General features: G+C 34.8%; 13 protein-coding genes. 8 read left to right on the forward strand and 5 right to left on the reverse strand.

Features of this window, described 5'->3' with window-relative positions:
• The first annotated feature begins 347 nt into the window (after nt 1–347).
• Nucleotides 348–926 carry a site-specific integrase gene (locus RTL21_RS22680; protein WP_312099386.1) on the forward strand — a complete coding sequence of 193 codons (579 nt, stop codon included), beginning with the start codon at nt 348–350 and terminating at the stop codon, nt 924–926.
• A gap of 92 nt (nt 927–1,018) precedes the next feature.
• Here RTL21_RS22680 and RTL21_RS22685 read toward each other — a convergent pair whose 3' ends face one another.
• Nucleotides 1,019–1,723 carry a hypothetical protein gene (locus RTL21_RS22685; RefSeq protein WP_312099388.1) on the reverse strand — a complete coding sequence of 235 codons (705 nt, stop codon included), beginning with the start codon at nt 1,721–1,723 and terminating at the stop codon, nt 1,019–1,021.
• Nucleotides 1,724–1,899: 176 nt separating this feature from the next.
• On the opposite strand from RTL21_RS22685, the gene RTL21_RS22690 reads away from it, so the two are divergent.
• The 4 genes from RTL21_RS22690 to RTL21_RS22705 all read left to right on the forward strand — a co-directional run bounded on the left by RTL21_RS22690 (nt 1,900) and on the right by RTL21_RS22705 (nt 4,718).
• Entirely contained in the window at nt 1,900–2,559 is a 660-nt protein-coding gene (locus RTL21_RS22690) for a hypothetical protein (RefSeq protein ID WP_312099390.1), read from the forward strand.
• A gap of 312 nt (nt 2,560–2,871) precedes the next feature.
• The gene (locus RTL21_RS22695; RefSeq protein ID WP_312099391.1) at nt 2,872–3,498 is read left to right on the forward strand and encodes a hypothetical protein; all 627 of its coding nucleotides are present in this window, start codon (nt 2,872–2,874) and stop codon (nt 3,496–3,498) included.
• A 1-nt stretch (nt 3,499) separates the two neighbouring features.
• Nucleotides 3,500–4,381 carry a hypothetical protein gene (locus RTL21_RS22700; RefSeq protein WP_312099393.1) on the forward strand — a complete coding sequence of 294 codons (882 nt, stop codon included), beginning with the start codon at nt 3,500–3,502 and terminating at the stop codon, nt 4,379–4,381.
• The gene (locus tag RTL21_RS22705) at nt 4,374–4,718 is read left to right on the forward strand and encodes a hypothetical protein (protein WP_312099394.1); all 345 of its coding nucleotides are present in this window, start codon (nt 4,374–4,376) and stop codon (nt 4,716–4,718) included. The genes RTL21_RS22700 and RTL21_RS22705 overlap by 8 nt, the downstream gene beginning before the upstream one ends.
• A gap of 494 nt (nt 4,719–5,212) precedes the next feature.
• Here the strand turns inward: RTL21_RS22705 and RTL21_RS22710 are convergent, their stop codons facing one another.
• From RTL21_RS22710 to RTL21_RS22725, 4 genes are all read right to left on the reverse strand, one after another.
• Nucleotides 5,213–6,349 carry a hypothetical protein gene (locus tag RTL21_RS22710; protein WP_312099395.1) on the reverse strand — a complete coding sequence of 379 codons (1,137 nt, stop codon included), beginning with the start codon at nt 6,347–6,349 and terminating at the stop codon, nt 5,213–5,215.
• Nucleotides 6,350–6,740: 391 nt separating this feature from the next.
• Nucleotides 6,741–6,893, reverse strand: coding sequence for a hypothetical protein (locus tag RTL21_RS22715; protein ID WP_312099396.1), 153 nt, complete (start codon nt 6,891–6,893; stop codon nt 6,741–6,743).
• A 305-nt stretch (nt 6,894–7,198) separates the two neighbouring features.
• On the reverse strand, nt 7,199–7,711 hold the full coding sequence (locus RTL21_RS22720; RefSeq protein ID WP_312099397.1) for a hypothetical protein: 513 nt from the start codon (nt 7,709–7,711) through the stop codon (nt 7,199–7,201).
• 592 nt (nt 7,712–8,303) lie between these two features.
• Entirely contained in the window at nt 8,304–9,641 is a 1,338-nt protein-coding gene (locus tag RTL21_RS22725; protein WP_312099398.1) for an ISLre2 family transposase, read from the reverse strand.
• A gap of 218 nt (nt 9,642–9,859) precedes the next feature.
• On the opposite strand from RTL21_RS22725, the gene RTL21_RS22730 reads away from it, so the two are divergent.
• From RTL21_RS22730 to RTL21_RS22740, 3 genes are all read left to right on the forward strand, one after another.
• Nucleotides 9,860–10,597 (forward strand): site-specific integrase, encoded by a 738-nt coding sequence (locus RTL21_RS22730; protein WP_312099400.1) that lies wholly within the window; start codon nt 9,860–9,862, stop codon nt 10,595–10,597.
• Nucleotides 10,587–11,573, forward strand: a complete 987-nt coding sequence (locus RTL21_RS22735; protein WP_312099401.1) for a tyrosine-type recombinase/integrase — start codon at nt 10,587–10,589, stop codon at nt 11,571–11,573. The genes RTL21_RS22730 and RTL21_RS22735 overlap by 11 nt, the downstream gene beginning before the upstream one ends.
• The coding region (locus RTL21_RS22740; protein WP_312099403.1) for a tyrosine-type recombinase/integrase at nt 11,566–12,122 on the forward strand (557 nt) is incomplete at its 3' end. The genes RTL21_RS22735 and RTL21_RS22740, both read left to right, overlap by 8 nt.

The following is a 12,122-nucleotide window of genomic DNA, read 5'->3' on the forward strand; positions in this document are numbered from 1 at the left end:
GCATAGGGAAAAAGGAGAAAAAGGTAACAGAGAGCCGTTCTCTAAGCCCAAGGCGAACGGGTACGAAAAACACTACAAAATCTCTAGTTTCTTAATGGTATTCAAGATTTAGACTCAAATCGGCGTTGTAATTGCATAAAAAAGGACCTAAATTAGAAGAAAAAGCCGAATGAGACATAAAGGGATTATGTCTCTTTTGGAGATAACGCTCCGCTCTTACAGGCGCACGGGATTGAGCAGTTTTTAGGTGCAATTAATTCAGCGGGTGAATTTTGAATGGACTAAAATAAGTGAATTGGAGAGGTTATGTCTTATTTGATTTGTCAGTAGAAGTGAGGGGGATTATAGTGGAATATGTAGAACCTATTCGCGACCGGAAAAAGATTGATGGAATGAAAAAACTACTGAGCGGTTCTCCCAGAGACCATTTGTTGTTCTTGATCGGAATTAACACTGCGTTTCGTGTTTCTGATTTACTTTCATTAAGATATAGCGATGTTATGGACAACAGGGGAAGGCTATATGAACATTTTACCTTAAAGGAAACGAAAACGGGAAAAAATAATAAAGTTGCAATGACAAAGGGTGTTCAAAAAGCATTAAGGAATTATATAGACAACAACTTTGATGGCAATATAAAAGAATTTATATTTAAGAGCCGCAAACGAGATTCTAATGGAAACTCACAGCCGATAAACAGAAAAAGTGCATGGAGGATAATTCAACAGTCTGCCGAAGAGTTGGGTCTGAAAAATATTGGATCGCACAGTTTAAGGAAAACTTTTGCCTACCATCAGTATAAAATGGGAACAGATATTGTGTTATTGCAGGATATGCTAAATCATTCCGCACCAAGCATTACACTCAGATACATAGGAATTACACAGGATGAGAAAGACCGGGCAGTCAAAGCACTTGATTTATAGACAACAATTATGGATAGCTAAAGTTTGGGAAATTTTTTTTCGATACAAAAAGGCAGTGGCTATTGTGCCACTGCCCTAAATGCATTTAAAAATTAAAAAGGGTCATCCGGTGAAATGATATTTTCAAATTCATTTATTAATGAAATTGTAGACTCTCTCATTCTCTTAGAATTATTACTTTCACTGTTTTTAAATTGTTTTAGAAGGTTCTTTAGCATACTAATATTGCTTTGTGAGATTTGTTCCTTCCGTTCGTTTTTTGCATAAAATAAAAAGCTAGATAAATTCAAAAGAGAAGCAACTTCCTCTTTAATTTCCGATGCCACTTCAGAGTTAATTTGATAGCTATCAAGAAATTTAGAAAAGTTTTTATTGGTGATGATGATTTTGTTAAATAGTGGCAAGTGTTGTTCTACAAATTCTATATAGTTAATGTCTTCTTTGCTTACTTCATAATAGCTTTTTAGATTTCCTCTTATTATTTCAATGCAATTGTTATAGTTTTTGGGAATATGTGTCATGGAATAAAGGATATCGTCTTGAGTTTGATCGTGATCCCGATATATATTTACACTAAAAAATGAAAGAGAATATCCTTTCGTATAACCTTCAAGTATCCAATCATGAAAACGAATTAAATGTTCGGTCCAAGCTTCAAAGGAATTGTCCTCTTCATTATAAATGCCATAATCATAAGGAGCATCAGTGGGCTTATCGTACCAAGTTATATCTAATTCACTCCATTCATTTTCTGCTTTCCTGTCGTAACTTTTAAATACTATTCTAAATGATAACATTTGTTTGCCTCCTAAATGATTTTAGATAGTATACTAGGAGGAAATGGCGGTTTTAATACTTTTACAAAAAAAATTTCGTTTTGTTTATTACTAAATTGAGGAAGAATGAAATTAAATAGCCGGCAATCGTTCGCAAGTTACTAATTAAAACAAAAAATTTGAAAAAGAGGAACATAATGCAAAAGATAATACATACCGTAATGAGCCTGCTGGTAGTGGCAGCTTCATTCTTGAAAATAAAAATAACGGAAATAAATCTTTCGTCTGCCGTCCAATACATTATGATAATAGTAGTTACTCTGGTGATTGTGAATTTTTTGACATGGCTGATTCACTTTGCAGTTGAAAAAGGGCTAACATGGTTTGAAAAGAGAAAGCAAAAAAACTATTCAATGCTGACCTGGCTGGGGGACACCAATGTGTACCTTGATTTATACAATGACTTGCAGAACGAAAAAACATTTGACCGGGCTAAATTCCATGACAACTTTGAATTTATTAAGCAGAAAATAAGGCAGCATTATGATACCGTGAAAGAGTTGAGGGGACTTAAAGATTATCTGGAAATGCAGACTACCAGTCAGAAATACACTGCCATTTTTAGCACGACACAGACTATACTTCTTGGTATTATAGTCCCGACAGTGCTGACGATTTTTAATTTTAAAAACTTCACACCCTCATCTGTATCATTAAATGCCATTCTATTTTTGGTCTTTTGGCTGATCCTTTTAAATGGAATAGAATTTATGTCAAATCAAATTGATAAAATGAAAGTACTGCTTCGTCTTGTTAAAGAATGTATTGACGAAGATATAAATGGCCCTCAATTATAAATAATAGAGTCAAAGGGGACTGAAGATATATATAAGCGAGATAAAAGAAATCAAGAATTATAGAAACCTCGAAGGTACCAAATTGTCGGGGAAAATAACACAATAGGCAAACCAAACAAACGAAGATTTATCGCAAAGAGAGTGGATGGGAATTACGGATATTGAATGTTTAAGAGTGAAGTTTGCCTTTATCATCGAGATGGAGGCTTTTCTTTTTTCTTCATTCAGACACGAACTGATTGCATATGCATTAAAGACATAATACGCTAGAGGGAATAAGAGGAAGAAGAGAAGATACGAAGGAGGATAACCATGAATTGGTCAGAAGTACGACGGATTTTCCCCAACCAAATTGTTTTGATTGAAGCTCTAGAAAAAGAAGTAATAGGTACAAGTCGAAAAATATTGAATATGTCCGTTATATCCACTTACGATGATTCTTCTTTAGCGTGGAAAGCGTACAAGTCGCTCCATAATCAATATCCTCATCGAGAATTTCACATCTTCCATACGGATAGAGAGAATATAGATGTTATTGATGAAAATGAAGTAAGAAGAAGGAAAAGGGATCATTTACTCAAGACTGAAACTGACCCAGAGATTACAAGTAAGAGTGTGTCCTCTCTGGAGCAAGATATGGCAGTGAAGGAAATATCAAAGCAATTAGAGCTTTCAGTCGAAGATATAACTCTAATATCAACTCAACTTGAATTGTATAAGAACGATGAGGAATCATTCAAAAAATATCTCGCAGACCAAATCGAGGAATATGGTACTCCTGTCCTTTATTCTGATGATAATGAAACAAGAAAAACAATTAGAGAAGTGTTGAAGGAAGATCCCATTGCAGCATCGGTGTGGAGACATTACATAGAAAAGAAAGTGAGGGAGGAGTTAGAAAATGAGAATCCTGTCCATTTATCCAACGAAGACCTTTAAATTGATTCTAGAATTCGATAATGGTGCGTACCGTCTTTTTGACATACGAAATATCCCTTCCCAGCCCAAGAGCCTAATTGCAGACATCCAGAGTGACCGCCATTTATTTTTGAGTGCTGCTCTAGATTCCGTTGCTGCTACAGTTCGATGGGCGAATAATGTGGATTTCGATTTCCAGAAGCTTTATGAAGAAAGTGTAGATTTAGAAGACCTTACCAACATAAGGGATTACACGAAAACAATATTAGACACTCCGGTTACTGAAGCTGTCATCCAATTAAAAGAATCGGTTAGGGCCAATATAGACTTAATCGACAATTATAAATATTTTTTAAAGCATGATACGGGAGACGAAGAAGAAAAAGAGGATGTAAAAAAGTCGATAAGCAAGCTAAAAAATGAAATGCCTTCCTACCAACGGGCAATTGAAATTTTGGAAGCGCATCAGAAGGAAAATGGGGATAAAAAGGAAATGAAGGAGAGGTTGTTGGACATATACAGAAAGGGAACAACTGAAGAATTCTATGGAATGCTGCCGTTCCCTCAGAATTTCTATTGGAGATTTATTTCAGTAATCGGGGCGTTTGAGCTGGGAAGAGTAAGCAATGAATTGTTAAAGCGAGGATATTCTAAAGATGTTTTAGCACTTCTTTTTCCTGCTGAAGATATCGAACTTATGATTCAGCACTTCGAGAGGTATGGAAGCATCGAAATCGAGCAGGTTTTTGAAGCTTTAGCAGAAATATATAAAGAAAAAGAGAGAATTGGCATCCTTGAGAGAGCAGCTAAAAAAGAACCGGTGTTATTAGATGTTATGAGCGAGTTCATAAAATTTAATTTCCCTAATTCAAATGAAATCGAGAGTGAGGACAATTATGAGTGAACTTACATACAAAAAAAGATTATCTTTACTGGAACAATCCATTTATTTAGATTCAAAATACTTCCATGCTATGTCAGTGGAAAAAGCACAAGACTATTTAAATTGTATTCACACTCTTCTTACGTCGAATGACCATATCATCTTAGAAGCAAGCCTATCGAATATGCAACTAATTACTAAAAATGTAGAGATCGATGAAGAAGAGAAAGGATATAAACTCCAAGTTGCCAAAAAGATGATTGGTAAGAAGCTATCGGATTCCGATATTCATGAGATTTTAGGAATGTCTTACTTTGAAATTGGAGAGTTAAAAAAGAAAACAGGCTGCGTTGATTAAATTGCGTAAATGAGGGATTGAGGTGCTATTTTGAAAGGAGAGCAGGACGAAAATTGTTTTCCTTGTCTTCATATCAAAAAGGTATAAGACCCATCATCCCATGTTAAATTTAATGTGACTGATATAATTGGGGTTCAGTTTTTACAGATCTAATCTAATGCACCATTTTATACGCCTCCTAAACAATTTTAGATAATATACTAGGAGGGAATTTAGATTTTTTTTCAAAAAAATTTTATAAAGTATTTCTTTCAATAACAGTATTTTTTAAAAAAAATTGATTACAACCACAAGAAAGAATGTACCAATAGAAAAATGTCAACAATTATCAAATAAAAAAGCCTAAATCCTTCGTATTTTTACAGATGATTTAGGCTTTTGGTCTCCGCAATCACGCCGATTGTGGAATATTAATTTTCTATTGGATAGTATTTTGTACTCGGTACTGCGCTACTAAAAGTAAGAATTCTATTTTAGCACCCTCAACGCGTTTATTAAGAATCCAATGTTTTAAGAAATTTTAAGCATTTAGTTGTCCACTCGTGCGCACCTCTCAAGCGAACATTCTTCAGCTTGGCTTTTGCATAATAACTCCAAATGGAGTGTTCAGTCACATCTAGATTTACTAATTCAGAAATTTTATAACGCTTAGACACTTCTAGCACAGCGTCATGGTATGTCCCTATTTCTCCAAAAGACTCACTGTAACCTTGTATATCTTTAACAGCTCTGCTAATTAGATCACCTTTGTCTTCAAAAAATAAGCTACGACCATTATCATATAAAGGATAAAATGTTACACGTTCACCAGTTACTAACAAAGCTACATTACTCATATGCCGATCCGTCTGACGAGATACAAAATCCAACAATACCATCTGTGAAATCTCTTTAGCAAATTCAGGTAACTTATTGATTAATGTAGTGTAAATCTCACCTGCCTGTTCACCTTCCTTAAACAACCTTCGTAAGTGAACTATATATTGTGAAGAAAAGTTGTACTCAAACTGAGAGAAACATTCGTCGCCTTTCGGAGTTTCTACTAGCCAAGCTGGACAACAAGGTACACCTAAAGCACGAGCCAAAAAATATACTGCAACCTCACACTCAACATCACTGCTAGATGGATTTAATCGCTTCTTGTATATTCCGTAGTGACCTCTGCTTATTCCATACCTTTTTTGGTTTACGCCTTCTGGTGAATGGACCGCATCACCCTCTACATCCCTTGAGTACAGGAATACAGATGACATAACATCTGGAAGATAGTCTGAAAATTTATCACCTTCGTTATCTGCAAGCCACAATAAGTCCTTTGCATTAAATGCTCTAGTAGCTCTAGCTAACTTGAATACATTGTACTCTGTGAGTCCAGCCTTTCTGAGAATCTGTTCAATATCTCTGCGCTGCGAACTAGGGATTCGATCTGATAAAAAATCCTTAAATCTTTCCCGTGTCCAAATTGTATCATCACCGAAAATAAGCTTTAAATGCTTTATGCTTTTATTTGTTATCGACAAAGATAAATCTTTATTGACTATCCCAACTACTTCATCTTGCCACTTTAAGAACCTTGGCAGCTCTGTTTGAGTAGCAGGGGATATACGTCCGAATAAGTCCGTCAAACTCATTTCACCCATAAATCCACCTCCTGTTTGTCATTATTTTTCAGTTTAAACCATCGTTGCTCATGAATGCGCAATAAACTGATGTTGCCTTAATTGAGTGTACATAATCATTATATAGCTAGTTATTCAATAAATATAAAAATTATCCTTCTCTAGAGTCTATGATTACTATATTATTACCCATATCTATAATTATGGAAATTATTGTTGCGTAGTCTTTAGTTAAATACGAAAAAACGATCACTTTCAAAGTGATCGGGTTAAATAGATATTCGTAACTAGTATCATTGTACTGTGCAGTATATGACTCTGATTTATTACCATTTTTTAACAACTCACATTCCCCTGCAAGCTGCCTGTGTATATGACAACAGGCATTCCATTAAATGAGCAATCAGTCACTAACTTTTATTAACCGCACTTTATCTTTTGCCTTTAGTAAAAATGCCTCGTATTGCTCACGATACATATTTTCTCCAGTAGATAACTCTTTTGCAATCTCGGTTAATGTTCCAGGTGAGTACTCTCCATTAATTTCAAAATACACCTCGTAATCAGTTTCGGAGTTATCGAAGTATCTAACTTGACTGCCTACTTTTACTTCATCATAGTAAGATAGTTTTTCATAATGCTCAACATATTCATAACCATATTCACAGGATAAGGTTATCCCATTTGGATAGGCTTATACACCCAAAATGTTAACCCACTATCTTCACGATAAGGCTGTTTACTTACTTTAAGAATGTATTTTTTCATAAAGTCCTTCCTTCCAATTTAAAAGAGAATTTAATTCACATAGATTCTTCCTAACTTACTCATAAGATTTGTCAATGTTGTATCGGTTTTCTGCTATTTTAATACTTCGAATATGTGCATTGTCCAAATAATAGGCTCACCTACATAACCAGTAGAGTATCTTCTTAATTTAATCATTATTGATTTATAGGGACCATAAATTGCTTCGAAGTAACTTTTAAAACGTTCTGGTGTTAGTCCTACAATGTAAGGGATAACTGGATCATTGCAAACGTCCCAATAGAAGTGAACGACAGAATAATCTTCATCTATATCATACAGTTCGCACTGATTGAAATGAGATAAGTTATTTATAATATAGACAAAAAGCTTTTCAAATTCATTAATGAATTCGTGTGTGTACACTCCACCCCCAGCTTTAAAATCTTCTCTTGTAAGTAAGAGAATTTGTTTTAAATCCTCTTGCTCTATTGGCTGCAAATAATCCTCTACTCCAAAAGGATTATCTGTATAAATTATATGATTAGAATCAATTTTTGTCATACAGTCATTACTTTTTTGGTCGCAAAGTTCATCTTGTATTTTATATATTGAATTTTGATTCAAAGCTAAAACCTCCACTAAATTTGTTTTAATAAAGAAGAATTTTTTTCAATTTCAAATATTATACTTTCTAAATTTGAAATTTCTAGTTCTCTTTAAAAAAATAGAGATTAGCTTAATCCAGGTTCTAAAGAGAAAACAGAAGTGAAAGGGACCTTAAAAACAATATTTCCGAATGCATAAAAATTCCGGGATATTTTCATCAGTTAAATCGAACATCCAACAGTACAAGGTTTTTCCACTAATTTTTTTTGGTTCGCTATTTTTAAAGAACGAATAAGCTCCCAAGTCGCGGGCTATGACATTAGTTGAAACGTATGAATTAACTCTGTTTCATAATTAGTATTAAGAAAATTATAAGCTTGATAATGGCATGGTAATATTCTGAGTAAACTGAAAGAAAAGAAACTCAAACAGTATAAATGAACGTCCATTGTATCAGACTTTAAGTTATGGTAAGATAATAAAAAGTAAATAGATTGAGTCAAGTTTTTGTGGGAGTTTTTTTATAGCTCCCTTTTTATAAAGTAAAACTTCTAATTTTGTATCCGTTTTCTAAATGTTTTCTTTCATCAAAATTTCGTTTTTTTCTTTTTTAAAAACCTTTTAATCCCTGTAAGGCAAAGTGAATGGGTTTTCCAATCGCCTGATTTAAGTATGGTATGTTCTGACGCACGGTTTCTGTTACTAATTTTGTGGGTATTTTTCTTTTCGCTCGATGCTCTTTCTTTGATTTTTCCGTGGCTTTTTCCCATTTCCCATATATCGTTTGGATGGATAGGTCATCCTTCAATCCAATCCACAAGCGCGCCATGCTCATGACCCCTTTTTTGCTCCATGCTCTTCCATTCTTTAATCGTTTGGCTAATTGATTCATCATTGCTTCTGCACTTCCCATTGGACGATACGCTGTCGTGTCCACGCCTTTCTCCTGTAACCAACTACGGTAATCTTTTATGGTTTCCTGATGATGCGTTAAAAAGCCGAGGAAATGCTCTAGTTTTTCTTCTTCTTCTGGTGTATCCATTGTTCCTACTGCGCTATTCAACTCTAGAAGTAATGTTTCTACCTGGTAGTTTTTTAACGCTCTTTTCATGTAGCGGTATCGAGGATGGCTCTTCATTAGTTGCTTCATCGAACGAGCGACATGAAAACGGTCCATGGTGAAAAAGGCGCGTTCCCGAAAATACTCTCGACATGCCGTTATCCAGCCTGCTCCATCGCCATTAATAATAAGCAAGGTTTGGGTAGGATCATACGCATAATGATTCTGTAAGAACGTTTCAAAGGCTTCCCAAAAGGGTTCTTTTCCTTCATAGAGAAAATGCCTTTTATTTCGGAGTCTGACTCGCTTTCCGTTTTCTTTCCATCCCTCGTGCACAGCGGCGAATTTCAACTCCCATCCACGCTTTTTCTTTTCTTGGCTCTTCACATATAATCCATCTACTTCGACGAACAATACCTTTTGAAAAGAGCGTTTTTCCTTAGCGGGAAGTACGTTTGTTTGAAGAAGATGTTGCCGTAATGCTTCATGGCTCATCGCCGAATAGCCTAAAAATTGTTCGAACGTTTCCACCGCCTTTCGATAGGAGGAGCCATTCGTCGCTAGTTCTAACCCCCATTCTTCTAGTAGTGGACTAAATCCCTTATTCCCCTGAAACTGTAAATAGTGATCTAATAGACAAATATATTTTTTGGTCACACGATCGAAATAATAATTACGCTTCAGCTCCACAGCTCCAAACGCTGTATCTACTCGTATTTCTCGTTTATCACGTAAAGCAAATCTTCTTTTGTCTCGTTGCTGGGCAATCTCTTGATCCCAATTTTCTAACGTTTGAACAAGGATTTCTTGAAACGTCATTTGGAGTGTTCGAAATAAAGTTTTTTCCAATTCTTTTAATGATGGCATTTTTGTGTTACATTGATTCATGAGAGCCTCTCCTTTTCGTAGTTTTCGCCAAATTCTACTTTACAAAAGGAAGCTCTCTTTTTTAATGCTTCATTTTTTCCAGCTACCGCGCTCTCGCTTGGTGGCCTTTTTGTCTAGTTGGAGGACGCGTCCCCCAACTAGACAAAAAGGATATTTATTCTCCCACAAACATTTTACTCATACTAATTGATATTAATACCTTAGTTCCTTATGATGTCTTGGCATATTTAGAAACTTTGGGTGAATATTCTAATTCTACAAAAGCAGGTATTTTGTTTAATTTAAGAGATTTTTTGTCTTTTCTGGTTTCGCAAGGGTATGTTGAATCTCAATTAAATCAGCTTTTCCCTGTTATTCGCTCAAATAAATTTGAGCGAATTCCTTCCTTTTACTCAACAGAAGAAATACAAAGAATCCTATTAACGGTCGATAGAAATACAAAGATTGGACGTAGGGACTATATTGTTCTTATATTGGCAGTGCAATTAGGAATGCGTGCTGGTGATATAAGACACTTAAAGTTTGAAAATATAAAATGGCACCTAGATACTATAGAATTCATACAAGAAAAAACAAAAAATCCATTACGTCTCCCTCTAATGGAAAACTTAAAATTCGCCTTGATTGATTATATGAAAAATAGTAGACCGTCTTCAGAGGATCCACACATTTTCATTAGACATAGAGCACCCTTCATTGCCTTTGCCTCAGGGCATGTATTTTGGAGTACCATCAATAAGTATATGGATGCCGCTGGCATCTCTATCAATAATAGAAAACACGGTCTTCATTCTATGAGGCACAGTTTGGCGAGCAATTTACTCAAACAAAATACTCCATTTCCTGTTATTACTGGCGTATTAGGGCATGAAAATTCGAATACAACGAAGTTGTATCTCCGTATCGACATAGAACAACTCCGATCAGTTTCATTGGAGGTGCCTTATGAAAGATAGAGAAAAAAATTTCGTTTTTGATGGACCATTTAAAGAGTACTGTCCGATGTATGTTGAGTATAAAAGAAATCTTGGTTACAAATTTGGTGAATCATCATTTTATAGTTTAAGATACATGGATGATTTTTTTAAAAAATATGATATCCCTACACTGATACTTAATAAAGAAATGGTAGAAGACTATGTTAGTAGAAGGGGCACTGAATCGCCCAAAACTCAGCATATGAGAATGAGCCTTATTAGACAATTTTCCATATTTATGAATAGCATTGGCTTTAGTTTTTACGTCCATCCAAAAGAATTAATCCCTATTTCAAATACATTTACTCCCTATATTTTTACTCGTGAAGAAATCACTAGAATATTAGAAGTTGTAGATAATTTGGAATATACACCATGGAGTAAACGTTATCACATGATTTATCCTATGCTTTTTAGGATGTTGTACGGATGTGGACTAAGGATTAATGAAGCACTGTCGTTGAAAAAGATAGATGTTGATTTAGATAACGGGGTTCTGACAGTCACAAAAGCAAAAAATAATACAAGCAGATTAGTCCCTATGTCGAGTTCATTAACCTATTATTGTCGAGAGTATGCTTCGAAAATGGGGTTTGATATGTTTGGCGAAGGATATTTTTATCCCTCACGGGATAATGGGAAATATAACAATACCCCTGTATATGTAAAATTCAAAAATTTCATGAAGTCAGCAGGAATATTTACAGATAGTGAAGTTGGACCTAGAGTACATGATATACGACATACTTTTGCAGTACATTCACTAGAAAAGATGGTTAAAGATGGACAGGACATCTATTGTGCATTACCAATCTTATGTGCTTACTTAGGACATAGGGATATTGAAAGCACAGAAAAATACTTAAGACTTACCGAAGAAGCCTATGGACTAATCATTGATTCTATTGCACCTCTTTACGATGGGGTTTTCCCGGAGGTGGAAACAGATGCATAGTACTGATTTTGGGAAGTACCTATCTTCCTACTTTCTAAAATATATACCTAATAAAACAGGATATAGTGATAACACTATCAAGTCATATAGGGATACCTTTACAATTTTTCTTAGATATTGTAATGATGTGCTTTGTATTAAACCTGAAAAATTATGTTTTTCAAAAATGAACAGGAAGTTGATTGAAGACTTTTTAGTTTGGTTGGAAAGCGCAAAAAACTATTCTATTTCAACTAGGAATCAAAGGTTGGCTGCTTTGCATGCTTTCTTTCGATATATACAGATTGAGGCACCCGAGTATATGGAACTGTGCAATTCTGTTATTTCTATAAGTTCGAAAAAAACGCCTGTTGTTGAAATGAACTACTTATCTATAGATGCGATTAAAGAGCTATTGTCTATACCTGATGTTTCTAAGAAGGAATGCCGAAGGGATTTAGCTATTCTTTCATTATTATATGATACTGGTGCAAGAGTCCAAGAAATAGCTGATGTAAAAGTAAGTGATTTAAGAATAAAAGTACCAACAACAATAAGATTAACTGGAAA

The sequence above is a fragment of the Niallia sp. genome, assembly GCF_031978665.1.
Lineage (GTDB): Bacteria > Bacillota > Bacilli > Bacillales > Cytobacillaceae > Niallia.